Source organism: Vibrio sp. Y29_XK_CS5 (genome assembly GCF_024181835.1).
Classification (GTDB): Bacteria; Pseudomonadota; Gammaproteobacteria; order Enterobacterales; family Vibrionaceae; genus Vibrio; species Vibrio harveyi.
Genome location: NZ_JAMZAM010000004.1, coordinates 284,567 through 310,354 on the forward strand (window position 1 = coordinate 284,567; position 25,788 = coordinate 310,354).

The window sequence follows — 25,788 nt, forward strand, 5'->3', positions numbered from 1 at the left end:
CGGTTGCCTCTTCAATTATCTTACTTCACTTCCGTGATATCACTAGGCTTCCACGAGCCGTCATACCAAGGTTCTAATGGACCGTAGACACGCAAGATAGTGAACCAGCCTTTGTTCGGCACAGTCTCAATCCAGTTTGCTTCTTTGCCTTTTGGTGCTTTCGGACCAAAATACAAATCAATCGAGCCATCTGCATTTGTCATCATGTCGTCGCGTTTGTCGTTCTTACTCGGGAAAGGTTGACTGGTCTGTAATTCCGAACGCGTTTGTGTATCGTAAGCCACAACTGACCAGAAGTTCTTCGCCGGAACATTCGCAGGAATGGTCAGCTTGTAGTTTTTGCTGCCATCAAAGAACTCTCCCTGAGCAGATTTATCAACGATTGCGTACTTAGAACCTTTACCAACCATTTTGAGCGCCATTGCCGGCGTATTAACCGTCGCCATATAGAAGAAATAAGTGCGCGCATCTAGATTGCGACCACCGTTGCCTTCTTCAATCAGCCATTGGTAATCATTACCAATGAACGCTGTCTTCCAATTACGATCATCCCAAATGTAAGCGTTCTGGGTACGAGGGTTAAACATCAACGCTCGTGCGGTTGCATTACCTATTGCTGCACCATCTTCCAATATGCTCTGCATTCGTGCATCTGGGGCAAACGGCTTACCTTTTTGTATGCCGATGGTCGCTATCAGTCCACGCATTTCTGGGTCGATAAACTCAATCGGTTCTTTGTCGATCACCGTTTTGATTTCATCGTAAAAATGCTCATCATTTGCATGAATGGTATTAAACGATTTACCACTACCAGAGATGAATTCCATCTTCGGCGGCTCGCCTTTCTTAGATAATGGATAAATCTTTAAACCACTATGGTATGAAATCACCGCCGCGTCTGTTTTACCGTCTTTCAAAAAGCCACGAGCAATAAACCAGTTCACGTAACTTGTTGATTGAGAAACGTGATAACCCTCTGGCACTGGACCTTCATAGTTCGGAGGCAAAATAAGGTATTTGCCACCTTCACCTTTATCTGGTCCTACAACGCCCATGTCCGTCACAAAACGAAAGAATGCATCATTGACGGTCGTTGGTCCCATACCCGGTGGGATTTCGACCACCGTTGGACCATCACGCTCGAGATCGAGAAATGCGGACGCGTATACCGTATCTGTATTTCCGGTTAAGAACAGCGGATTCGAATCCATCAGATCATCAAACAGCATCACCTGATTGGATGTGGTTAACCCCATTTTCTCATGCCCGACTCTTAACGCTTCCAGGGATGCCATAGGAATCGCGTTCATAAACACTTCTGTTGCTCGCATGGTATCGAGGTTGTTGTATAGCGTATCCATCGTCTGCTGGCTTGGTACGCCATCCTTGAAATTCAAAGTACCAATGCTGGTTTCAACCTTATCAGGTGTCATGATACTGGTAGGAATATCTGTATTGTACGCATGCGTGCTTGCCAGAACAGATGATGAAACCAGTAGGCTAGTGATAACAACGACACGTTTAAGTTGAGTCTTGAACATAAGAGTTTCCTGCTTTGTCAATGGGGATGCATTAACTGTAGCCAAAGATGGGAATCAATTTTGACGTTCAGCAGAATCAAAAATGTTGGCATAGACAATGAGCAATGAAACTCATATAAAATCACAAATAAAAAACTGTCTACCAGGTCAATATTTAATCTTTTTTGAGAAATATTTAGCCTGTTTTTTGGGTAAATTCCCCCCAGAAGAGAGACAATACGAATGCGGAGTGAAAGCACTCTGGTTCTACCCACTAAGCTTTGGGAGGCGTTATGAAAAGTAACAAACTTGGTCATGTAATGTCATTCAGCAGAATGTTTTCCTTCATTGCCTTTCTGACTGCCACATTCGCTTGGGTATTAAGTATGTATGCCCTCTTCACGGTTTCCGTCGTGGCACTCTTCGTCAGCGGACTGCTCTACTTGAATGACAAGTTCGGTCATCACCCAAAAGGCAGTACAAAAGAAAAGAGCGCTTAGGCGCTCTTTGAGTTTCAAGCTCTTACATAGCACTAATATCACTCTGTCCGTTCGTTTCAGCCTATTGTCTTTATTTATTCCCAAGTGACTTCAAGATCCAGAATTCAGGGCGAGGTTACTTGGGATAGGGACGATTTTCTGCCCATATTTGCATTTGGTGATATCACCTCACTTACCCCGTCAGTTTATGAACGACGTAAAAAAGCCACTGTCTTTAACTCAAAACAGTGGCTTTCATGCTTGCCTTAGCCAATTCCATTTGGCTACAACCAATGATTAGTTAGCTGGACGCCAAACGCCCCACTTATCTTTTTGGTAAGCCGCTTGTGGGTTATCACCACCTTTAATCCACCATTGTGCTTTCCAATTTTGGTCAGCATACGCGACAACTTCACCACCTAGGTAAGTTTTTGCTGAATCCCATGCGTCATCGCTTGGGTCTGGTGTTGGATCAGGATCTGGCGTTGGCTCAGGGTCTACACCACCATCGTCGACAATCACTTCAAACGTAAATGTCTCTGCACGTTCGCTGTTTACTGCGTTCGCAACAAACGACAAGGTCTCATTCTGCGTAATCGCACGAGTATCAACGACAATCGACGCAGTGCCGTTATTTTGAATACTCACAGAAGAGCCTTGAGTTTGAGTTAAGTTCGCAGCTTCGCTGGTAGAAATCACCACTTTGTCCCCAGCGCTAACTACTTTGTCGCTCTTCACTAACTCGTAGATGTCACCTGCCAATGGTTCAACATTACCGTCATCACCATCAATCACTGAAATCACACCCGACGCTCGACCATCTTTCGAGTTAAAGAAGTTGCGTGATGGATCGTTTTGGAAGTACATGTAATGAGACATTTCTTCATGCCAATCACCAATGAACACCGCTCCATCTTTGAACTCTTCGTGCCAACCATTGATCTCTGACGCCAATAGACGTTGCCAGTCGTTGATGTTCGATGAATTCACTTCAATATCGAAGCTACGTGCGATATCTCCGTATTTATTGATGATGTCATACTTAACCGTATCACCAAGGTCTGGACCAACAAAATTAACTGGGATGTATAGCTCACCTTTCACGAGATCTGGTTGAGGTGTTGGCTCTGGTGGAGGCGTTTCGCCGCCCACAATAGTGATGTCAGAACAGTTGTAGAAGCCTTCACCCGCCGCATCGTTACGCTGCCAGCGCACAAAAAGAATCGCGTCGCCTGAACGATCAGAAGGGATGGTCACATTCATGCGGTATTTACCACCTTCAACTGGGACATTACCTTCGGTTTGAATCAAATCAAGATCGCTCCACGCCAACGCTTTGCTTAGGTCTGCATTTGGTTTGGTTAGGTAAAACTCCCAAAAAGACGGGTTATGTGGTGCCGTCGCATTAAATACAAATTCGAATGTACCCGTATTTAGCTCTGTGCGAGTCCACGCGGTGTGTGGTGCGCCCATGCCCTTTTTCTGAGGGTCATTTGCGTAACACAACGTACCATCTGGAATCGCCGCTTTCACTGCTGCCATATTGTTGTAATCAGTAATGTTCTTCGCGTATTCGTTGCGCTGAACAAACGGATAGGTACCAGAAATTTCTTTTGCTTGAGCACAGGCTGCATTTGGTGGGTTACCAGACCAAATTCCGCCTTGCTCGTAACACGTGTTTTGACGTGCACTAGGAAACTCTGACCAGCCATGAGCATTGGCTGCTGTTGGCAAGCCAGATAGCATTGCCATACCTACTGCTGCTTTAAGAATGTTTTTATTTGCTTTCACTTTTTCACTCTCTACCATTTTATTATGCAAGTCAGCCACAGCGGATACTTTATAACCACTGTCACCTATTGCGTGTTTATAGTTTTAATCTGGAAACAGTTAAAAAGAATATACGTAAATTTTATCAATGAAAGTTTTGAGGTTATTGATAGGAATTAACATCACAATTTTAAATACCCTGACATTAACTAACCGAATTATCACCAAAGCAATATAACCCTATTTTTCATAAACTTATAAGGATATAAAATTTCAAAACATATTTATAATTAGAGTAATTACGTTATTAAACAAACTTATAATAAACATTAAATGCACTTAACGAATCTGTGATTCACTGTCCACTTTTAAAACTTGAGCAAAATACATTAAATATCAATAAGACAAACACTAATATAAATATTATATATATATCACTCCTTTTATTTCATTCAGCGAATAAGACATTAAAAAGCCCGCTAATTTGCGGGCTTTTTTTGTTCTCTATTGGCTTAAACTTAAAGCACTCTTTGACTCACATAAGAAAAGCCTGTCGCTTCATACTGCGACTTCTGTACCATGCCGAGCACATCTTTTGGTTGGTATAGGTGGCTGTCATACACAACAACCACACTTTCATCGCCTCTTTCCAAGAAATTCTGCTCACCATATTCGGTGTAGCGCGTTGCACCCACTGCGACCACTAGCTGGCTTGGGAGATTTGCTTGTTTGAGTAATGCGTGAATGTTTTCCATCGGACCGCGCTCCACTTGATGATTCATCTGATCACGTATCCAATCCAGCAGATCCGCATAGAAATAGGAGTATTCGTTTACCGCGCAATCTTCCCCGTAGGCGAATACCTGCTCTCCTCGCTTATGAAAGCTCGCGATTCTAAATCTGCCGATATCGCTATCAGGAGTGAGTCGTTCTAGTTCAATAAGTTGCGATGCCAAGCCTTTTGACGCTGCACCCCAATTTTTCTTCTCACTGATTTTATTCGCATCAGGGCGTCGAATCGAACAATCATTAAATGCGCCAAAATGCGTCGGCGTGAGCTGTAAGACCTGACCACCTTCATAAGAAACATCACAGATCAGAGCGAGCTCTGGTTCAATTTGTAAGTTCAAAATATCATTTGGCAACTTGGTCGTATCGGCACTTATTGGATATGTCGACAAATACGGATGTTCGATAAAAGGCACATAAATGGGGAACAATGCTTGGGGCTTGTTAGCGTTCACATCTCCGTAGAGAGCAAAGTCATCAGCCTCACCAGCTTGTTGCAGGTGACCTGCGAAGTTTCCCGCGATACCTAAGATCATCGCATCTTCAAAATTGTGCATACGTTTACTTGTTCCTAATTATTCGTCGTTATTCGTGATGATATGTCTCGTCAAATCATCAATTTCTGCCAGCAACCAAGTCAGCGCGAGCAAATCTGCGCTGCCGCCCGGACTCAGGTTTTTTTCAATAAGCTGGCGGTCAAAATCCAGTAGCTGCTCTTCAAGGTTTGGATTATGCCAACCACCACTCTCAATAAGCTTCGATGCTATGTTCTTCACATAACGCAAACCATGCATCCCACCACGAGATACCACGTTGGTATCTTGATTGTGCACCATTAGCGTGAGCAACGCTTGCCATAATGCTTGTTCTGCGGACGCGCCTTCATACAGCGCTTGTTGGTATGCAGGCAAACTGTAAGTCATGATCGTTTGATAGCCAGACGCCGCCTCACCTCTTGCTCCAGTTAAACCAAATTCTCGATACAGCCGCTCACCATGAGTTTCCTTTTTAGAGTCGGTATTTTTCAGCTCTTGAAATACCATTGACGCACAGCTGCGCTTGATAACTTGGCTAATGTGCAAAGAATCGACCGCAATGCCTTTGCCTTTTAACCAGCCGATCGCACCACACACCAGTCCAAGTCCAAAGATCATCCCTTTGTGCGTATTCACACCACCAGTCGCGGCAAACATTGCGCGTTCAGCTTGAATTCCAACCGGACGCAACACATCCAGTAATGTCTCTGCCGAGTGCGTTGCATGCGCAAGACCAGCGTTAAGAAAGCCATTGAGAAAAGGACGAATTGCACTCGCGCTGGCTTCAAACAGCGGCACATTCATATCTGAGTGAGCACCGTTGCTAATAAGGTCAACAAGCCCCGGTTTTGGGGACAAGTGCACTTCCACCAGCATCGCGTGATACGCTAACTCAGAAACCAAAGAGAACAGATTCACCTTTACAGCAGAGCGATGCGCAACGCTTGGAACACGCTCGATATTTTGGTCGAGCAACAGTTTAAGAGCAACATTCGTCATAACACACCATCGACTCTATGTGAGAAACCAAGGTTTGAAGATCATGTTTACGCGAGCGCGCGCAAATCACGGCATCTTGTTCGCAAATAAGGCATTTTCTTCGCGTCATCCCTTGCCCTTTTCTTGAGATGATCTTTCCATCGACATCAATCACATCTAAATCCATTAACCGACCGAGACGATGGTTATTCTCTATCTCAATCATGGCTCGTTTGAGCGCCATGGCATTCGGTGCTTGGACCGCAAAAATTGCTTCTGGACCTGTGACTTGTCGCAGCAATTGTCGTCCTGCCATTGACCAGCCTTTTTCGAGACAAGTGGCTTGAATCGCTTGCACACCCTGTTCGAAGATTCGCTCCGTGCACTCCGTCATTTTCTGCGGACCTGGCATATTGACGGTAAACGACAGCAAAGGAAGGGAGTGGCGTTTTAACCACTCACCTTGTCGTTTCACACGAGCTTCTTTGTTGCTCAAGACATCATCGAGACCAACTTTCAGCCCATAGCGAATGCTCATTCAGCTTTGACCTTTCTGATGACATCAATCACAGAACCATCGCGATAACGTACATAACCCACCACTTGATCGTCATATTCAATTGGTTCCGCTTTGCCCGTTAATGATTGCGCTCTCGCAACCAAGGCTTCCATATCAAGCACAGGCAGTCCGGCGCTCAACAAACGCTCTTTTACTTCTGGGCGTCGAGGATTCACGGCAATACCATGGTCGGTCACCAACACATCTATCGATTGACCCGGCGTTACCACGTTTAACACTTGCTCTACGACAGTTGGAATACGACCACGCACGAGCGGAGCCACAATCACGGCAAGGTTTGCGCCTGCCGCTGCGTCGCAGTGACCACCAGACGCGCCACGAATCACGCCATCAGACCCCGTGATAACGTTGACATTGAAGTTCACATCAATTTCAAGCGCGCTGAGAATGACCACGTCTAGACGATCAACCACTGCGCCTTTGGAAGATGGGTTAGCGTATTCATTTGCTGAGATTTCAATATGGTTTGGGTTTCGAGCAAGTGAGTCCGCTGCACCAGAGTCAAAACACTGCACGTCGATTAGATTTCGGATCAGCCCTTTCTCGTGCATAGAGACCATGGTTGAGGTAATGCCACCCAGCCCAAACTCAGCGGTAATGCCTCGTTTTTCCATACTATTTTCTAGAAAACGGGTGACGGCAAGCGACGCACCACCAGACCCAGTTTGTAAGCTAAAGTCTTGCTTAAAGTAACCAGAATTAATAATCACATCGGCAGCACGTTTTGCAATAAGCAGTTCACGTGGGTTACTGGTAAGACGCGTTTCACCGCCACCAATTTTGCTCGCATCACCGACTTCTTCGACTTCGACTACGGCATCCACCAAATCTTGTGTGATTGATGCTGGGTGATTTGGATAACCGACGATAGATTCAGTAAGCATGACCACTTTACGCGCGTGTTGAGTATCGATTTTGGCGTAACCCAAAGAGCCGCAGCGAGATTTGCCGTTCATGCCATTTGCATTGCCAAACTCATCGCAACAAGGCACACCGATGAACGCCACATCGATGTTTAGCTCGCCTGATTTAATCAAGTGCACACGTCCTCCATGGGAGTGAATATGCACAGGTTCTTTGAGCAAACCATGAGAAATGGCTTCACCAAGCTCACCGCGAATACCTGATGTGTAAATCTTACTCACTACGCCGTTTTTGATGTGCTCAACAACCGGCGAATGAATACCCGTTAAAGAGCTTGAAGCCAGTGTCAGATCTTTATATCCCATCTGAGCGATAGTATCTAACACCAAGTTAACCACCTTATCGCCACCTCGAAACGCGTGATGGAAAGAGATCGTCATACCGTCTTTAAGCCCAGAATCTAAAATGGCGGAACGCAGATCTGACTTTAGCTTTCTCGACTTTTTAGAGTTTGAATCTTTGAGATGAGGCGTTAACGCATTTGCCTCTGAAAACAGTGACAACGTCTCTGGCAGCAATGCTGGTTTGATGGATTCCATTTGTTTCATGTTCGTGCCCTACTCTTTAATTCCAGATTGCGCTTTTTGTAACGTCCAACGAGCTCGCTCGATAATTGGTCCATCGACCATTTTTCCGTTAAGTGAAACCACACCAAGCCCTTGCTCTTGCGCTTCTTCTGCTGCCTCGATAACTTGAATCGCGTAATCCACCTCTTTTTGAGTCGGTGCAAATACGTTGTGAAGTAGCTCGATTTGCCTTGGGTTAATCAGCGATTTTCCGTCGAAACCTAACGACTTGATGTGTTCCGCTTCGTTGAGGAATCCTTGCTCGTTATTAGCGTCGGAATAAACGGTATCGAACGCCATAATGCCCGCAGCACGCGCAGCTTGCAGAATAGAACAACGGGCGAACAGCAACTCTGTCCCTTCTGGGCTACGTTGCGTTTTTAAGTCCCTGACATAATCTTCAGCACCCAGTGCAATGCCAATTAAACGCGAAGACGATTGAGCAATTTCGATGGCGTTATTCACACCTTGCGCACTTTCGATTGCCGCCATCATTTTAGTGCTGCCAACTTCTCTGCCACATACACGTTCGATGTCTTCAATGCAGCGCTCCATTTCTTGCACATCTTCTGCACTGTCTGTTTTTGGTAGACGAACCACATTGACTCCCGCACGCACAACGGCATGCAGATCTTTCAAACCAAACTCAGACTCTAGTGGGTTCACACGGACTACTGTTTCAATATCTTGATACAAAGGATGTTGCAGCGCGTTAAACACCAACATACGGGCGGTGTCTTTTTCTCTCAGCGCCACAGAGTCTTCCAAATCAAACATGATCGCATCAGGCTGATAAATGAAGGTATCACTTAACATGGCGGCGTTTGCCCCTGGAACAAACAACATGCTACGGCGTAACTTACTCATGATAATTTGCTCCATTGAATGTCATTGCTGTCTGCCGCGCGCATGACTGCAGCCTGAACGCGAGCCTTAATAACACAATCTAGTGCGCCTTTGTCTTCCACTTCTAACGTTGCGGAAGTCACGCCCATCGAATTGAGCACACCATGAATCAACGCTTCGATGGCTTTGCCAAACTGCTTTTTCACTGTGCTATCAAGAGAAATGTCGATATCACCTTCTGGATTGGGTGAGATACGAACTTGCAAGTCACTGGATTCCAGCGTCCCTGCAAAAGCGGGTTTTATTATTTTCATTGAAAGACCTTTAACACCTTGGTTAAAAATTAATTGGGCTGTTAAGCAGCCACTGTTTCTTGGGTAAGACACGGTAAAGCGTCCGTGTGCCTTTGTAGGTAGTCGATAGAGGTTGAGGGTAAAAAGTGAACCAGTTGATCCAATTGCCCTTTCTGCAAGAGTTTTCGCACCGTTGACGCTGAAATCGTGGTGCCAGACGCACACTTACGCTCTATTTCAATAACGCTGATTGGTGCGCCGTTGAGATCCTTGGTGGTTAATCTGTGTTTCATTTGTTGGTTGTAATAATGAGTCACAACACAGTCTGGCTCTGTCCCAACAAATCGGTGTGTAATGCCTAATGCTGGCGCAATATGCTGACGATATAAATTTAGATCAATAGCGGTATGACAATAATCAATCAATCGCTTCTCTTTAATAAAGTAAGTAGGAAACGTTGCTTTAGAAATTATATATTTTGAACCATGATGAATCGTAAGATTAGGAATATGTTTAGTGCCACTTTCAATCATGTTCAAACGATCGTGATAAGCAAAACCTTTACCTTCCTCGCTGACGACAAATAAATGTAGCCAATCACATTGTGACGCCGCCGTTTCAATTAAGTATTGATGCCCTAAAGTAAACGGGTTTGCATTCATCACAATGCTGCCTATTTTATCTCCTTCTTTCTTTTTCTTTCTTAATGAACGTACAAAGTTTCTTAAATTGGTCTGACTATTTTCCATCAAGACTAATTTATCGTCCGCAAAAGAAATGGGGAAAAAACCAGATTCACGAAACCTTTGCATATTCTGAGGCTTGGTAAACAAGAACAGATCAAAGCGCCCCATTTCATAAGCCATCGCGGTCAACTCAGTCATTAATCGCAGAGAAAATCCAGTACCTTGTAAGGCAGGATCAATCGCAATAGATTTTAGTGTTGAACCAGCAAGACCACCGCAAGCAATGATTTGACCTTGAGACTTCGCCACCACAAATCGCTCTACATCAGCGTCAACATCCAAATCATAACAAGTTAGAAACTCGGTAATAGCACCAAACTTCTCGTATTGATTTCGGTTCACTCGGCTAAATGCGTAGGTGTCAAACATGATCATCATCCTCTTTCGTGTTGCCGCCATCATGCGTCACTTGAATTTGAAAAATGATGATCCGTATCGACTATTTTCTTCTACTAAACGTCATTTATGAATTTAATGAATTTAATTACTTAACTATCTGTAAATTAAGTGATTGGATAATTAAAAACTTTAAATTCATAAGTGTGTATATATTCCACAAAGTAAAATGATCACACTCACAGTTAGCTTTTTCATTCAAATTTAAATTACGCCATGTTAAATCAACACGGAATAATAATGATGAACGAAAAGACCCTTTCAATAACTGAAACAAGAAGCCCGGGATTAGACTTATTATCTCAAGTCCGAATCTTTGGCTTACCATTACCGCTATATGCATTTATGTTCGCGGTCATGTTAATTGCACATATGACAGACACCATCCCTGATAATATTGTCGGCGGTTTTGGTTTTATGTTTGTTGTTGGTGCGCTATTTGGCGAACTGGGTAAACGCCTGCCTATTTTTAACAAATACATTGGCGGTGCGCCTGTCATGATCTTCCTTGTCGCAGCTTGGTTTGTTCATGCAGGTTTACTAACCCAAAACGAAATTGACACTGTTACTGCAGTCATGAAGAAGACCGATTTCCTCGACTTGTTCATTGCCGTTCTGATCACTGGCTCGATTTTGGCGGTTAACCGTAAGCTACTGCTTAAATCATTAGTTGGTTACATTCCGACCATTCTTGCAGCCGTTGCAGGTGCTTCAATTCTCGGCATTCTTGGCGGAATGATGTTTGGCATTTCTATCGACAAAATCATGATGCTTTACGTACTGCCTATCATGGGTGGCGGTAACGGTGCAGGTGCGATTCCACTTTCTGAAATCTATGAGTCAGTCACCGGTGGCTCGAAAGAACAGTACTACTCGGTTGCAATTGCAATTTTAACCATCGCCAACATTGTAGCGATTGTCGCAGCAGCCGTTCTAAACAGCATTGGTGAAAAAGTACCGTCTTTGACTGGTAATGGCGAGCTATTGCGTAAGTCTAATTTCGATGTTGAAGAGAGCGAAGCACCAAAAATCACTCCCCGTGAAATCGCGATTGGCTTGATGATGGCGGCATGTATTTACACCTTCTCATCCGCCCTTTCTAAAGAAATACTGCCAGGTTTTGGTGACGTAAAAATCCACACTTTCGCTTACATGGTCATCATCGTTGCGATTGTTAACGCCTGTGGTATCTGCTCTGAAGAAGTGAAAGAAGGCGCAAAACGCTTGTCTTCATTCTTCTCAAAACAATTGCTTTGGGTGCTCATGGTGGGCGTTGGTATCGCTTATACCGACCTTGGCGAAATCATGAATGCACTAACCTTCACGAACTTAATCATCGCAACACTGATCGTTGCTGGCGCAATCATTGGTGCCTCTGTCGGTGGTTGGTTAATGGGCTTTTACCCAATCGAGTCTTCAATCACTGCAGGTCTATGTATGGCAAACCGTGGTGGCTCTGGTGACCTTGAAGTTCTTGCTGCTTCAAACCGCATGAGCTTGCTGTCTTACGCGCAAATCTCATCTCGTCTTGGTGGCGGTATTGTACTGGTCATCGCAAGTGTCGTGTTTGGCATGTTGGGCGGTTAATCCCCTTCTTATTTTGTCAAAGAGCAAAGTCTTCCTTTGCTCTTTGTTTTGTCCAATGGGAGATATTAATGGAAGTTAATTTATTCGCCGAAGGCTTAAACCTCATGACTCTGGGTATGGGTTTTGTCTTCACTTTTCTTGTTTTCTTGGTCTTTGCTGTCAAAGCCATGTCTCGCTTTTTGGGGCGCTTTCATGTCGAACCAACTCCCCCTCCGCAAAAGAAAGTGTATGCTGCCAAACCATCAAACGATGATAACCAACTCGTCGCTGTGATTGCTGCCGCTATTCATCATCAAAAAATCAAACAAAGCTCGCTATAAGAGGAATTCGAATGTCTGAGTCTACTAAACGCATTGGCATCACTGACGTTGTATTACGTGATGCCCACCAGTCGTTATTTGCCACCCGTTTACGCATCGACGATATGCTGCCAATCGCCCAACAGTTAGATGACATCGGCTATTGGTCACTTGAGTGTTGGGGTGGCGCTACGTTTGATAGTTGCATTCGTTTTCTAGGGGAAGATCCTTGGGAAAGACTGCGAGAACTCAAAAAAGCGATGCCAAAAACGCCGTTGCAAATGTTGCTTCGAGGTCAAAATCTATTGGGTTATCGCCATTACGCTGACGACGTCGTTGATAAGTTCATTGAGCGCTCCGTGGTAAACGGCATGGATGTATTCCGTGTATTTGATGCGATGAACGATCCACGAAACATGCAACAAGCGATTGCTGCGGTGAAAAAACAAGGCGCACACGCTCAAGGTACACTCTGTTACACCACTAGCCCTGTTCATAACCTACAAACCTGGGTCGACATCGCACAACAATTGAGTGAACTTGGCGTTGATTCGATCGCAATCAAAGACATGGCGGGCATCCTGACGCCAACCTTAGCCAGTGAGCTGGTTTCAACATTAAAACAGCAAGTGGATGTCGACCTTCACCTGCATTGCCACTCGACCGCTGGCATGGCTGATATGACGTTAATGAAAGCCATTGAAGCTGGTGTTGATCGTGTGGACACTGCGATTTCTTCCATGAGCGGCACTTACGGTCACCCAGCAACAGAATCTCTGGTTGCATCACTTCAAAACACTGAATACGACACAGGTTTGGACATTTCAGCGCTGGAAGCTGTCGCTGCATACTTTAGAGAAGTACGTAAAAAATACGCCGCTTTTGAAGGTCAGTTAAAAGGCTCAGACTCTCGCATAATCGTAGCGCAAGTCCCTGGCGGAATGTTAACCAACATGGAAAGTCAGTTGAAACAGCAAAACGCCGCAGACAAGCTTGATGCCGTGTTAGAAGAGATCCCGAAAGTCAGAAAAGAGCTGGGGTATCTGCCGCTTGTCACGCCAACGTCGCAAATTGTCGGCACACAGTCTGTCATCAATGTCCTTATGGGTGAGCGCTACAAAACCATTACCAAAGAAACCGCTGGTGTCTTGAGAGGCGAGTACGGCAAAACGCCTGCCCCTGTCGACACGGAACTGCAACAGCGTGTGTTAGAAGGTTCAGAACCAATTACTTGCCGCCCTGCCGATAAGTTGGAGCCAGAACTGGAGCACCTGACCACAGAAGTGACCACTCAAGCAAAAGCGCAAAACATTCCGCTCTCCGGCAGCGCCATTGATGATGTACTTACTATCGCGCTTTTCCCACAAGTGGGTTGGAAGTTCCTAGAAAACCGCAACAACCCAGACGCCTTTGAACCCGCACCTTGCAATGAAGCAACAAGAGCAACAGCCCAAGCAAAAACTAACACCAATCCAGAGAAACAAACCATGAATGCTACCTCAGAAAGCGGTGTTTACACCATTACCGTCAACAACCAAAGCTATGTCGTTCAGGTTGACGCAGGTGGCGATATTCAAGCCGTGTCAGCCCCCCAACCTGCACCATCAAAGCCAGTGACAACCGCTCAAGATGCCGAGCCGATGAACGCCCCACTTGCGGGTAACATTTGGAAGATCCACACCAAGCCTGGTGATGAAGTTGAAGAAGGCGATGTGCTACTGATTCTTGAAGCGATGAAGATGGAAACAGAAGTTCGCGCACCACGTTCCGGAAAAATCGCCAGCATTGATGTGTCTGAAGGCGACGCAGTAGATGTAGGCGAACCTTTACTTCAACTGGCGTAACGAGGCATTAGTCACATGGAAAATGTCTTAGCGTTAGTGAATGACTTTGGTTTGTTCCACCTCGAATGGGGACAAGCCATCATGCTTATTGTTGGCTTGATTCTGCTTTATCTCGCCATTGTTAAACAGTTCGAGCCTTTGTTGTTGGTGCCAATCGGTTTTGGTGGGATTCTTGCTAACCTACCTGATGCAGGCTTAGCCTTGTCTGCGGTAGAAAACGCGCTCCATGCTGCAAAACCAGAGGTAATCTCAGCATTTGGCTCTGTGTTGAACATTGCGACGGACTCCGCTGCCGAAGTAAAAACGGCACTTGCAACGGCGACACCAACTCAACTTGCCAATATCCACTTACTCGCGGAAGAGTATCAATACTCAGATGGCATGCTGCACCTATTTTACAGCATTGCAATTGCATCTGGCGCTGGTCCTTTGGTGATATTCATGGGCGTAGGCGCAATGACGGACTTTGGTCCATTGTTAGCCAACCCTAAAACCTTGCTTCTTGGTGCGGCAGCTCAGTTTGGTATCTTCGCAACTGTGCTCGGCGCTCTGGGTTTGAGCTCTATGGGTTTGATGGATTTCAGTGTCGCGCAAGCCGCTGCTGTGGGCATCATTGGTGGCGCAGATGGTCCAACGGCGATTTACGTATCTAGCTTGCTCGCACCAGAGTTACTGGGTGCTATCGCTGTAGCAGCTTACTCTTATATGGCACTTGTACCTTTGATTCAGCCGCCAATCATGCGTGCGCTGACCACAGAATCAGAACGCCAAATCACGATGCAGCAATTGCGTAAAGTAAGCAAGTTAGAAAAGATTTGCTTCCCTTTGCTCCTGTTGATTCTGATTGCCATGTTGCTTCCTTCGGCGACACCGCTACTAGGTATGTTCTGCTTTGGTAACTTAATGCGTGAATGTGGCGTAGTTGAACGTTTATCGGATACTGCTCAAAACGCATTGATCAACGTCGTCACCATCTTTTTGGGTCTTTCTGTGGGTTCCAAGTTGGTTGCCGATAAATTCTTACAGCCGCAAACCATCGGTATTCTCGCACTTGGCATCGTCGCGTTTTGTATTGGCACAATGGCAGGTGTATTGATGGCAAAACTGATGAACCGTTTCACGAGTGAAAAAGTGAATCCACTGATTGGCTCTGCGGGTGTCTCTGCGGTTCCGATGGCAGCAAGGGTGTCAAACAAAGTGGGTCTAGAAGCAAATGCACAGAATTTCCTACTGATGCACGCGATGGGACCAAACGTAGCCGGTGTTATTGGCTCGGCGGTTGCAGCAGGCGTGATGATCAAATATGTGATCGGTTAGACAGTTACACAAGGAACGAGGCTCGATTGGTTATCTTCAATAGATCTCGATCAGGTCTCTTCCTTGTTTCATTTGATAATTTACCCTTCAATCAATAAGAAGCTTACCATTCATGCCAGACCGAACATTTCACGACTACCTCTGCCGTAACCTCTCTTTTAGACAGCGTGTATGGGCGCTGCTTTTTGTGGTTGTTTCGTTTCAATTGCTCCTTATCGGTGGTTATTTCCACCACATCCTTTCTGATACGTTAAACCACCAGGTCAGTGCGCGCGCAGTCATACAAGCTCGTGAAATTGCCAGCGACCCTCAACTGATCGAAGCGGTCTCTTTACGAGATACAGCGCGGGTGCAAAAACAAATTAAGCGCCTACAAGGGATTTCCGATGCCAACTTCATCGTCGTCGGCGATAGTAAGGGCATTCGCTTAGCGCATCCAGACATCAAAAAAGTTGGCTACCCGATGCAAGGTGGAGACAACATACGCGCCCTTCAACAAGGATTGCACTACTACTCAATACGAGAAGGCAGCTTAGGTTTTGCGATACGTGGAAAATCTCCCATTATTTCCTCAACCGGCGAGATCATTGGTGTTGTTTCAGTGGGCTACTTACTGGATACCGTTAGTAATTTACTGCTCCTCTACTCCACGCCGTTTTTCTTTGCCTTATTGATCATTCTAGTTTGCTCATCTTTGGGCGCTTGGTTCTTCTCTCGTCATATCAAAAGTCAGATGTATGGCATGGAACCAGAAGAGATCGCCCTCTCCCTCCGCGTGCAAAACTCGGTGTTTGAAGCGGTTTACGAGGGCATTATTGCGGTCGACAAACAAGGTCGTATCTTGTCGGCAAACCAGAGGGGACTTAAGATTTTGGGAATTGCGCGTAATCTTTCCCACCTCCAAGGTCGAATGGTCAACGAATACGTCACCCCTGCTGACTTTTTCTTGGGAGCAAAGATGGGAGAAGACTCGGAGGAGTCACAGAGACAGCATCAAGTGATTACCTGTAATGGCGAAACCTTGGTCGCGACTCGTGTAAAAATTTGGGAAGACAACCAACACTCTGGCTGGGTCATCAGCTTCAGACCACGCAATGACTTAAGCACGCTTACATCGCAACTTAACCAAGTTCAGCAGCAAACCGACAATTTACGAGTATTGAGCCACGAATACGCAAATAAGCTTTCTACAGTGAGTGGGCTGATTCAAATCGGCGCGTACGAAGAGGCGCTCAGTGCCATAAGGCAAGAAACAGAAACACATCAAAAGCTGATTGATTTCATTTCTCGTACGTTCAACTCCAAAGTGATTGCGGGTCTGTTATTAGGCAAATACAGCCGAGCAAAAGAACTTGGTCTCGCTCTCCATTTTGATCCGTACTGCCACCTGAGCGGTACACCAACCAAACTTACTGATGATGAGTTAGCCGCCATCATAGGTAACCTACTCGACAATGCTTATGAAGCAACGTTGAAAAACCCTGACAGCAACAAATGCATCTCGATACTAATTTCTGACGCCAACGAAACGGAATTGGTGGTCGAGGTTGCTGACAATGGCACTGGAATACCCGATGAAATCGCAGAATCCCTATTTGATAAAGGGATCACCAGCAAATCGCAACCGGGACACGGTATTGGCTTGTATTTAGTCCACCAGCTTGTCAATAACGCTGGCGGTGCAATCCTTGTCGACGATGCCGAACCAACCGGAACAATCTTTTCTTTATTTATTCCTAACGAGAGTTTGAAAGATGGAAATTTATGACGTTTTGATAGTAGAAGATGAATCCAATATCGCGGACTTTCATTCTTACTATCTTCAGCAAACACAACGTTTCAGACCTATCGGAATTGCAAAAAGTATCGCTGAAGCCAGAAAGATGATTCAGTTACTGAAGCCAAAACTGGTCTTATTGGACAACTACTTGCCTGACGGCAAAGGTATCGATTTATTGAAAGACATAACCGCTGCCAAGCAGTCACCAGATGTTATTTTTATCACCGCCGCCAATGACATGGAAACAGTAAGAGAAGGCGTAAGGTGTGGCGTGTTCGACTATCTGCTAAAACCGATCTCTTATGATCGCTTAACCGATTCTTTAGAGCGCTATCTGAAGTACACCAGTTCGTTAAAAGCAAATGACAACATCAATCAACGCCACGTCGACGAACTGTTTAACTTTCAATCCAAATCATCACACATGCAAGCCTTACCCAAGGGGATCGATGAGCTCACGCTCGATAAAGTCACGAATGCCTTTGATGATGGCGAAATTATTTACACGGCAGAGTCTCTAGGCAATGAAGTCGGCATCAGCAAAACAACAGCAAGGCGTTATCTTGAGTTTTTAGCCGCAAAAGGGTTTCTACTTGCTGTGATTCAACATGGTAAAGTTGGTCGCCCTGAAAGGGTTTATCAAAAGAAAATGTAACCTCCCCTTTGCTTAGGAAGAACGCTTTGAAACCCTACGATTCAAAGCGTTCCCTAAACGTCGTTGAAGCAACAACGTAAATCACAAGGTCAGATCCGCGGAGATAATTTCTGTGCCGTCGGAGACTTCCAATCGTTCAAGATTATCACTGTGCGCCTTGCATAATGGCACCACGAAAACCTTACGCTCTTCCCCGTCTTTTCTAACCAGAACACCATAATCATGCTCTGCGGTACAGTTGGCTTCGCAGCAAAGGCGATGCTTAACGGTGCTAAAGTGGCGCCAGTACGCTAGCCACTCTAGTTTTGCTTTTTCCGTAATTAGCTCATCAGATATCTTACTTACTATCATACTCATACCATTTGTTTAGTAGACAGAAGCATTACACCGGATCATCGAGTTTGAGTTTCTAAGCGCGTTCAAAGAAAAGCGCAGATTTAATGCATGATTTAATTTCTATGGTTTTTATTCTCTTTACGCTCCCAAAGGGCACTCTTTGCAAATATAAGGGCCTTGGCTTGTATACTTTGTTGCCGATTCTTGATTTAGAATGACTAGATCTTTAAATCGCCGCGCGTCTACAAACCAAGTCATTTTCGCTGAACCTAGCATCTCGAGGTTACTTGGGTATAGAACACCGATTAAAAACAAAGCGTATTCAAATGTTGATTTCAAAAAAGATCACTAAAAACAATAATATCAACAATGATTTTGTCGATATGCAAAATCTAAGATTCAAATAATAGCAAGTGAAATTTAGTTCAATAAAAATAAATAAAGCAAAATCCAATCAGTGTTATATCTATGGTAAATAAAACATAGAGAATGGCTTATTGACACAAATGTAACAATATGTTTCCATAAAAACATCAAGTTCAACTTTTCATCAAAAGGTGCCTGATAGCCATGGAAAAACTAAGTAAAGAAGAGCTTAATGCGATTGCAACAAGAATGCTGCAAGACCTTATTATGTGTCGGATGCTTGATTTCCCCGAGCAAGGAAAAACAGCAAAGGAAATATCATTACTAACGAGGATCGATATATTCTCTGCATTTAGCATGCTCAACAAGCTAATCGATTGTGGTTTGATAGAAGAAAATAAATATCGGGATGACATTTATTATCGAGCGATCAATATTCCCGAATATTTTCACGTAAGTGTGCATCCCAATATTATTCTTGATTATGCAACAAGAAAAACAGAGCACATAAAGTTCTCTGGCACTTCAAAGCGATTATACAAAAAGCACTATATTTCTGACTGATACGAAGGCTAGTCGTTATCCTAGCAACAACAAAAATGAAGGCTTACCGTGGCAAGCCTTCATCTTGATGATGTTTAGATGAATATTGATTTAAGAGACGTGGTATCGAAAGGACTAACGGCTAGGAGCTAGAGCTAGAGCTAGAGCTAGAGCTAGAAGCCATTTTGTTAATGTAAACGTCCGGCATCAAACAAGACGTGATGTCTGAGTTTTCGTACTCAACACTGTTCATTAGCTTTCCGCCTTGTAGATCAACGTTCTTCACTCCCATTTGTTTAAGGTCGTTGAGTGAGTAGTACCAACCTTCTGTGAGCTTGTTTTTTTGGCAACTTCTGTCTCTTATCTGACCATAAACCGTGATATATGGGTCGACATTGATGTAATTAAAGTACGCCTTTTCTTTGACCCTCAGATGGTTGAGGTAACCTTCATATTGATTCCAATAACCGTTTGGAATGGTTTGTTTCCACAGTTCATCAGATTGTAACGCACCACCGTGCCACCCTATCAAGGCATCCTTTTTAATGGTAATACTATTGGCAGCCGTTAAGACATAGTTTGCGCATGCTGAAAAACATAGACGGCTGACTTCCACATCAAGGTTATTTTCTTTTACAAAGTACCCAAACTCGATACCGGTATCAATCTCGCCTCCAGGACTGGTAATTCTGAGTTTTTTAATCTTCTTATCGCTAGATTTTACTAACCGAATTGCTTTTAAAACATCACCGCCAGAAATGACACCATCATAAACCAAAGTATCACCAACAATGATGACTTTACTCGCGGTTGGAACCATCAATTGTTGTGATGCACAGCCTGACAATATTACTGACAAACCAACAAGAATATACTGACGCTTCATAAACTGTTCTCGTTTTATATTACGATTAAGCCGCAGAAAAACAGCAAAAAGAGACACTTTACATCTTTTTTGCTTAGTCTTTTCATGAGGAAATAAAGACACGAGAAGACAATTCGTTATATCTTCTCCAATTGATTCATAAAAGCACAGTTTGATCTCACAAGATAATATATATCAGATAGTTATGCGATCATGTTCAAACATTAATTGCAGGAAAATATATTTACCCCATTGACACATAAGACATAAATATAGTTAAGCATAGAATCTAATTGAATATATGAATGACATATGCTCAAGTGACTTCAAGATGCAGGGTTCAGAGCATTGTCATTGATTCCCTGTTTACCGAAATTAAGTAATAAAAGTCATTTTTTATCAATAGTCGACAACGTGTTGAATTGAAGGATACTTATTAACATCGGCTTCACGTTCTGCCTCTCCTCTCTTCCACCTTAATTACTCGCTGTCTTGCAGCTGTCACTCGCTTTGTCTGTGTATTGTTCATCTCAGCCAAAGAATGATTTCACTTATTCCCTAATTATCAGAGAGTTAATAAGGCGTATTTTATTGTTCAGGCACTCACTACAAATTCATAAACCTGATGAGGACAGGATGACTGCTCTTACTGGTCACGAGATGGAGAAACTATCAATGAACAATAAAAACAACACGTGGGTCGGGTTACAAATAACGTCTTTAGCGTCACTGGCAGCGATCGTGTTTAAACTCAATACCTACAATGATGTGTGGCTAACCACATCCCTTCTATGCTTTGGCGTATTGACACCTATCCTTGTTTTCGCTCTGAGAAATCGCAACAGACTGTCATTTTTGATGACCATTGCTCCAACCATAATCATCATTCGTATCGGTGATCAAAATGACATTTCATTGGTTGGGTGGTTAACCGCCTTATCGTTGATCCCGTTGCTTGTTCAGTTCATCGGCATTGCGAAAGAGATATACAAAGAAAGCCCAAACGAATTTGCCCTTACCTGTATACGCCTATTTCTCGGATTGAACTTCTTAACCCACGGGACGGAAAAACTGTTTGCAGGAACCCAGATACACAATGGAATGCGAGGTTACTTTGGGCAGGTTGCTGGCTTTGATACGGTCGGTCCTTGGTTCACTGACTTAATGATCTACGTAGGTGGTATAACGGAAATTTCCGTGGCGCTATTGATTGGCTGGGGATTGTTTACACGCATCGGCGTTTTGTGGGCAATTGCGTATTTAATTGCAGCGGAGCTCTTCTCGGGTCACTTCTTCACAGGATATACGTGGGCACTGCCGGGCGGCGGATGGGAATTTCCTTTCTTCTGGGCAATGGCATTATACCCATTCTTGTTTCTGCACAATCAAGGGGCGTTATCTCTAGATAGCATGCTTCGTCGAGTTCGCGCTTAAGCTGGTTTTCTCAGCTTAGCCACCCTTGCCGATTTCCCCCGTCCAAAAAAGAGAGTTTGAGTTTCGCAAATCTCACGAAACTCAAACTCTTATCTAGCGCTTATTTCGCTTTGATGTACAGATCTTTGGTGTAGATCTTATCCTCAGCGTTGCCTTTCGGATAACCACCGAGAAGTGGAGAAACTAAACGAGTCGTCACGTACTGATAGATAGGCGCTAATGGCATGTCTTTCGCCATCTGAGTTTCTGCCGCGTAGTAAAGCTTGGTTCGCTCTTCTTCTGAGGTCGAGTTCAACGCTTTTTCTATGATGTCATCGTACGCTTTGCTCTTATAGTGAACTCCACCATTGACGTTAGAGCCGATCATCAAAGTCAGGAAGGTTGATGCTTCGTTGTAATCCCCACACCACGCGGCGCGCGTAACATCAAAGTTCCCTTCATCACGACTGGCTAAATAAGATTTCCACTCTTGGTTTTCTAAGTGAACTGTCACGCCCAATGTTTTCTTCCACATTGATGAAATGGCAACGGCGAGTTTCTTGTGGTTTTCTGATGTGTTGTACAGCAGATTAATATCTAGAGGATGTTGTTTGTCATAGCCCGCCTCTTTAAGCAGTGCTTTTGCTTTTTCATTACGCTGCTTTTGAGTGAGTTTGCCGTATTCAGGCAACTGAGGGGAAAATCCGGCCGTGATTTCTGGCGTCAGGAAGTACGCAGGCTTTTGTCCCTGCCCGAGGATGGCTTTGGTAATAATGTCTCGGTCAATCGCATAAGACAGCGCTTTACGTACTCGAACATCATCAAACGGTGCACGTTGAGTATTGAACTGATAGTAGTAGCTACATAGATTGCCTTTTATCGACAAGTCCTCAGGGTACTCTTTTTGAAGTCGACGGAAGTGTTCGTTTGGCACTTCGTTGGTCATTTGAATCTCACCTGACAAGAAGCGGTTCATTTCTGACACCTGATCTTCAATAGGCAGATAAGTCACTTTGTTAATGACGGTGTGTACATCATCCCAATACTTTGGATTTCGCTTAAGCACGAGACGCTCGTTGACCACCCATCGGTCTGGCACATATGCACCATTCCCCACAAAGTGTTCTGGCTTGGTCCACTTATCTCCCCACTTCTCTACCGTTGCTTTATGGACTGGCATCATGGTGGTATGAGCGAGCATCTTAACAAAGTATGGTACTTCAGCATCGAGCTCGACCTTAAGGGTATAGTCATCAAGCGCTTGGACACCTAACTGACTGATGTCTTTCTTGCCTTCTATGATGTCTTGCGCGTTTTTCATTTTGGTCGAAGAAAGATACCAAGCGTAAGGTGACGCAGTTTTTGGGTCTACGACTCGACGGAAGCTATAAACAAAATCTTGCGCAGTAACCGGGTCACCATTAGACCATTCTGCGTTGTGTCGTAAATGAAAAACGAAGGTGCGATTGTCCGTTGTTTCCCAAGACTCCGCGACGCCAGGGATGGTTTTACCATCGGCATCTTGCGTTACTAAGCCTTCCAGTAAATCGCGAATCACATTAGATTCTGGAACGCCCTCGGACTTTTGTGGATCAATGGTCGCGACTTCGGTGCCATTACCTCGAACAAACTCCTGCTTTTTAGCCAGCTTTACTCCGTCTGGCACGTTCGCGGCGAACGCAGGTTGAGTAACGGCATAGCCGATGATACTGGTACTGATAAGAAGTGTAATTTTAGTATTGTTATTAATGAACATTGTTGTGCCTGCTTGTTTGCTGTGAAACTTTTTATTAACAACCACTATTCACTACAATATCCCTCTTCAAAAGATAATAATTATTCACAAAATCAGACGCTTTACATCACTTCATCACCACAACTTATCTCTTGCTAATTAGATTCAATAAAATAGTCACGTTGGAGCTTTGAGCTTTGAGCTTTGAGCTTTGAGCTTTGCACTCACGGATTATCAAAAATTATTAGAAAATAAATCAAATACAGAACTGTTTTTAATGGACTATTCCGAGGCTAGGATTTCAATACGCACTGAATGAGACGCTCAACATCTCATTCGAGTCGCCAAAATCCATACATCAAACTGTTCATTTCAAAATGGAAATAAAATGAAAAAGCATCTTTTAACTACCAGCCTCTTCACTGCTGCTGCCGCAATTTCAGCGGTGGCATCCTATTCAACTTACGCTGCGGAAATCGGTTCTCTTGAAGCCGTGACACAATTTAACGACTACCGCGGCGCAGGTGTCACCGTAACACCCGAAGGTCGCTTGATCGTAAGCATGCACCCTTTGGACAATCCCAAATATCGAGTCGTCGAAGTGATGGCGAATGGTACTAAAAGCCCCTTCCCAACCATGGACTGGTCAGACGGACCAGAGGTCGGCGATGTAGGCTTAAGTGCGGTTATTGGCGTTCACTCCGACAGCAAAGGTACGGTCTGGATGCTCGATATGGGCAGCGAAACCTCACCAGCACAATTGGTCTCGTGGGACACGTCTAAAAATAAGTTGAGCAAGCAAATTACAATTAACTCATCTGCGCTAAGAGACAACTCGTTCCTGCAAGATTTTGCCATCGATGAAAAGCACGCGAAGATCTACATCGCTGACATGACCTTTGGCAACTTCATTGGTGCAACGAACCCCGCTATTGTCGTGGTAGATTTAAAAACGGGTCAGTCGACACGTGTATTAGAAAATGCGCCCCAACTTATGCCAGAAGACAGAGATATAGTCATCGAAGCTTCTCTATTGGCATCGAAAACAGAACAAGGTGCCACGAACCACTTACGTTTTGGGTTAAACCCAATCGCTATTGATGACAATAACGAATGGCTCTACTTTGGCGCATTTACTGGCACAAAAATCTATCGAGTTCCGACTTCAGCCCTAGAAAATGCAAATAACACAGATAGTAAGCTGCAGAATAAAATCGAAGTATATGGACCAAAAAGACCCAGCGATGGCATTGCGTATGCGCCAGGGGGTGGCATTTTAGCGACCGATCTCGAACATAGTGGTGTTGGTTTGGTAACCAAAGGCAAATATCAGACACTTATTCAAGACAAAAAGCTATCTTGGCCGGACAGTATGGCAGTCAGCGGCGATTACATTTATGTCACCCAAGACCAGCTTCATCAGCACCCAGCATTCAGTCAAGGTCTCGGTAATGCAAAGGCGCCTTACACCCTGTATCGCTTCAAATATCAACCTTAACGGTCATCTATTACGTGTGAACAATGTTTCTCTTTACATACGGTCAGTAGCGACATAACGTCGAAGGAGATAAAGAGCGTTTCAATCCCAAAAATTCAAGGAGTTATCATCAATGAAGAAGATCAACATTAATGAGAAATTTGGGCTTTTTTCAGAGCAGTGGACACCCAAAATATTAGCTGAGTCGAACGGTCAGCTAGTTAAAATCGCAAAAGGCTCTGGCGAATTAGTTTGGCATAAACATGACAACGAAGATGAACTATTTATCGTCTTTAAGGGTGAACTGACGCTGAAATTACCAGAGCAAGAAGTGGTACTAAAGCCGGGTGAAATGTTTGTTGTACCGAAAGGTGTCGAGCACTGCCCTGTCGCTGAGCCAGACACTCACTTCATGATGATTGAGCCATCCACAACGGCGCATACTGGTGAGCTGAAAAGCGATATTACCGTATCGGTTGAAGAACAAGAGTGGATATAGCGCGATAAAATTAACCACTAGTCATTATATCCCTGCACCTTGAGGTGACTTAGGGATTAGTATCAAAGCTGGTCTAGAGCTCAAAACTAAACCAGCTTTTACCAAAGGGGCAACGCTACGGCTCTCTATTCAGCGCTAGCTTGGAAAAGCACATCTAGTTCGGTTTGTGCTTTTAGCAAATTCTCTAAAGGCAAAAACAGAGGCTCCGGAAGCTTGTCTAAGTCAAACCATTTCCATTGCTTACACTTCTCCGGTTCAGCGACCTGAGGCTCTCCAACCTCACATGAAGCAGCAACAAACAAAGTGACATAGTGCTTACCCTCTTTCTCGAAAACATCATTCGTGAAGCTCAACTTCTTAAAAGACCCAACAACTAAGCCGGTTTCTTCGAGTGTTTCGCGCTTAGCACAATCTTCAATAGATTCACCCCATTCAAGGTGTCCTCCGGGTGTAGCCCAAGTATGAGCCCCGTGTGAGCCAATACGTTCACCAAGTAGCACTCGTCCTTCGCGCACAATCACTGCCGCGACACCTACTCTTACTGCTTTATCCAATCTAATCCCCTTTTTAATTACTGCATAACGCCGCAATACTTTGCTATGTATTTAATACCGATAGAAAAGCATCCTGCTACAACGAGTAATGTTGC

General features: G+C 44.4%; 24 protein-coding genes. 11 read left to right on the forward strand and 13 right to left on the reverse strand.

Annotation, left to right across the window (positions count from 1 at the left end; all coding sequences use genetic code 11):
* Window positions 1-20: 20 nt before the first annotated feature.
* On the reverse strand, window positions 21-1,541 hold the full coding sequence (locus NL647_RS17505) for a DUF1254 domain-containing protein (RefSeq protein ID WP_253650454.1): 1,521 nt from the start codon (window positions 1,539-1,541) through the stop codon (window positions 21-23).
* A 272-nt stretch (window positions 1,542-1,813) separates the two neighbouring features.
* Between NL647_RS17505 and NL647_RS17510 the strand changes: the two genes are divergently transcribed.
* Window positions 1,814-2,020, forward strand: a complete 207-nt coding sequence (locus NL647_RS17510; protein ID WP_005446094.1) for a hypothetical protein — start codon at window positions 1,814-1,816, stop codon at window positions 2,018-2,020.
* Between the two features lie 276 nt (window positions 2,021-2,296).
* Here the strand turns inward: NL647_RS17510 and NL647_RS17515 are convergent, their stop codons facing one another.
* The 8 genes from NL647_RS17515 to citC all read right to left on the reverse strand — a co-directional run bounded on the left by NL647_RS17515 (window position 2,297) and on the right by citC (window position 10,402).
* The gene (locus NL647_RS17515) at window positions 2,297-3,808 is read right to left on the reverse strand and encodes a lytic polysaccharide monooxygenase (protein ID WP_253650539.1); all 1,512 of its coding nucleotides are present in this window, start codon (window positions 3,806-3,808) and stop codon (window positions 2,297-2,299) included.
* Window positions 3,809-4,287: 479 nt separating this feature from the next.
* Window positions 4,288-5,115, reverse strand: a complete 828-nt coding sequence (locus NL647_RS17520; protein ID WP_253650455.1) for a DUF5718 family protein — start codon at window positions 5,113-5,115, stop codon at window positions 4,288-4,290.
* Window positions 5,116-5,133: 18 nt separating this feature from the next.
* A complete protein-coding gene (gene citG / locus NL647_RS17525; protein ID WP_253650456.1) occupies window positions 5,134-6,093 on the reverse strand; it encodes a triphosphoribosyl-dephospho-CoA synthase CitG in 960 nt (319 codons plus the stop codon).
* Window positions 6,074-6,610: a citrate lyase holo-[acyl-carrier protein] synthase gene (citX, locus tag NL647_RS17530; RefSeq protein WP_009702086.1), complete on the reverse strand. Its 537-nt coding sequence runs from the start codon at window positions 6,608-6,610 to the stop codon at window positions 6,074-6,076. Before citX ends, citG begins: the two co-directional genes overlap by 20 nt.
* Window positions 6,607-8,079, reverse strand: coding sequence for a citrate lyase subunit alpha (gene citF / locus NL647_RS17535; protein WP_253650540.1), 1,473 nt, complete (start codon window positions 8,077-8,079; stop codon window positions 6,607-6,609). The genes citX and citF overlap by 4 nt, the downstream gene beginning before the upstream one ends.
* A gap of 54 nt (window positions 8,080-8,133) precedes the next feature.
* Complete coding sequence (citE, locus tag NL647_RS17540) at window positions 8,134-9,009, reverse strand: citrate (pro-3S)-lyase subunit beta (protein WP_253650457.1); 876 nt, start codon at window positions 9,007-9,009, stop codon at window positions 8,134-8,136.
* Window positions 9,006-9,302 (reverse strand): citrate lyase acyl carrier protein, encoded by a 297-nt coding sequence (gene citD / locus NL647_RS17545; protein WP_017190258.1) that lies wholly within the window; start codon window positions 9,300-9,302, stop codon window positions 9,006-9,008. Before citD ends, citE begins: the two co-directional genes overlap by 4 nt.
* 41 nt (window positions 9,303-9,343) lie before the next feature.
* On the reverse strand, window positions 9,344-10,402 hold the full coding sequence (gene citC / locus NL647_RS17550) for a [citrate (pro-3S)-lyase] ligase (RefSeq protein ID WP_367618296.1): 1,059 nt from the start codon (window positions 10,400-10,402) through the stop codon (window positions 9,344-9,346).
* A 264-nt stretch (window positions 10,403-10,666) separates the two neighbouring features.
* Between citC and NL647_RS17555 the strand changes: the two genes are divergently transcribed.
* From NL647_RS17555 to NL647_RS17580, 6 genes are all read left to right on the forward strand, one after another.
* Window positions 10,667-12,010, forward strand: a complete 1,344-nt coding sequence (locus NL647_RS17555) for a 2-hydroxycarboxylate transporter family protein (protein ID WP_017190260.1) — start codon at window positions 10,667-10,669, stop codon at window positions 12,008-12,010.
* 68 nt (window positions 12,011-12,078) lie between these two features.
* A complete protein-coding gene (locus tag NL647_RS17560; protein WP_253650459.1) occupies window positions 12,079-12,330 on the forward strand; it encodes an OadG family protein in 252 nt (83 codons plus the stop codon).
* A gap of 11 nt (window positions 12,331-12,341) precedes the next feature.
* Complete coding sequence (oadA, locus tag NL647_RS17565; RefSeq protein WP_253650460.1) at window positions 12,342-14,153, forward strand: sodium-extruding oxaloacetate decarboxylase subunit alpha; 1,812 nt, start codon at window positions 12,342-12,344, stop codon at window positions 14,151-14,153.
* A 15-nt stretch (window positions 14,154-14,168) separates the two neighbouring features.
* A complete protein-coding gene (locus NL647_RS17570; protein ID WP_253650461.1) occupies window positions 14,169-15,470 on the forward strand; it encodes a sodium ion-translocating decarboxylase subunit beta in 1,302 nt (433 codons plus the stop codon).
* Between the two features lie 112 nt (window positions 15,471-15,582).
* Window positions 15,583-17,238, forward strand: coding sequence for a sensor histidine kinase (locus tag NL647_RS17575; RefSeq protein ID WP_029788091.1), 1,656 nt, complete (start codon window positions 15,583-15,585; stop codon window positions 17,236-17,238).
* Entirely contained in the window at window positions 17,225-17,905 is a 681-nt protein-coding gene (locus NL647_RS17580) for a response regulator (RefSeq protein ID WP_005445452.1), read from the forward strand. Before NL647_RS17575 ends, NL647_RS17580 begins: the two co-directional genes overlap by 14 nt.
* Before the next feature lie 81 nt (window positions 17,906-17,986).
* Here NL647_RS17580 and NL647_RS17585 read toward each other — a convergent pair whose 3' ends face one another.
* Window positions 17,987-18,256, reverse strand: coding sequence for a hypothetical protein (locus tag NL647_RS17585; RefSeq protein ID WP_005445453.1), 270 nt, complete (start codon window positions 18,254-18,256; stop codon window positions 17,987-17,989).
* A 555-nt stretch (window positions 18,257-18,811) separates the two neighbouring features.
* Here NL647_RS17585 and NL647_RS17590 point away from each other — a divergent pair.
* Entirely contained in the window at window positions 18,812-19,171 is a 360-nt protein-coding gene (locus NL647_RS17590; RefSeq protein ID WP_049535930.1) for a hypothetical protein, read from the forward strand.
* Window positions 19,172-19,292: 121 nt separating this feature from the next.
* Here the strand turns inward: NL647_RS17590 and NL647_RS17595 are convergent, their stop codons facing one another.
* On the reverse strand, window positions 19,293-20,036 hold the full coding sequence (locus tag NL647_RS17595) for a hypothetical protein (protein ID WP_253650462.1): 744 nt from the start codon (window positions 20,034-20,036) through the stop codon (window positions 19,293-19,295).
* Between the two features lie 615 nt (window positions 20,037-20,651).
* Between NL647_RS17595 and NL647_RS17600 the strand changes: the two genes are divergently transcribed.
* Window positions 20,652-21,449 carry a DoxX family protein gene (locus tag NL647_RS17600; RefSeq protein WP_047516903.1) on the forward strand — a complete coding sequence of 266 codons (798 nt, stop codon included), beginning with the start codon at window positions 20,652-20,654 and terminating at the stop codon, window positions 21,447-21,449.
* A 100-nt stretch (window positions 21,450-21,549) separates the two neighbouring features.
* Here NL647_RS17600 and NL647_RS17605 read toward each other — a convergent pair whose 3' ends face one another.
* Window positions 21,550-23,184: an ABC transporter substrate-binding protein gene (locus NL647_RS17605; RefSeq protein ID WP_009697438.1), complete on the reverse strand. Its 1,635-nt coding sequence runs from the start codon at window positions 23,182-23,184 to the stop codon at window positions 21,550-21,552.
* 367 nt (window positions 23,185-23,551) lie between these two features.
* Between NL647_RS17605 and NL647_RS17610 the strand changes: the two genes are divergently transcribed.
* Window positions 23,552-24,661 carry a major royal jelly family protein gene (locus NL647_RS17610; RefSeq protein WP_253650463.1) on the forward strand — a complete coding sequence of 370 codons (1,110 nt, stop codon included), beginning with the start codon at window positions 23,552-23,554 and terminating at the stop codon, window positions 24,659-24,661.
* Window positions 24,662-24,773: 112 nt separating this feature from the next.
* On the forward strand, window positions 24,774-25,139 hold the full coding sequence (locus NL647_RS17615) for a cupin domain-containing protein (RefSeq protein ID WP_005445460.1): 366 nt from the start codon (window positions 24,774-24,776) through the stop codon (window positions 25,137-25,139).
* A 125-nt stretch (window positions 25,140-25,264) separates the two neighbouring features.
* Here NL647_RS17615 and NL647_RS17620 read toward each other — a convergent pair whose 3' ends face one another.
* The gene (locus NL647_RS17620; protein ID WP_005445461.1) at window positions 25,265-25,693 is read right to left on the reverse strand and encodes an NUDIX hydrolase; all 429 of its coding nucleotides are present in this window, start codon (window positions 25,691-25,693) and stop codon (window positions 25,265-25,267) included.
* Window positions 25,694-25,788: the final 95 nt, after the last annotated feature.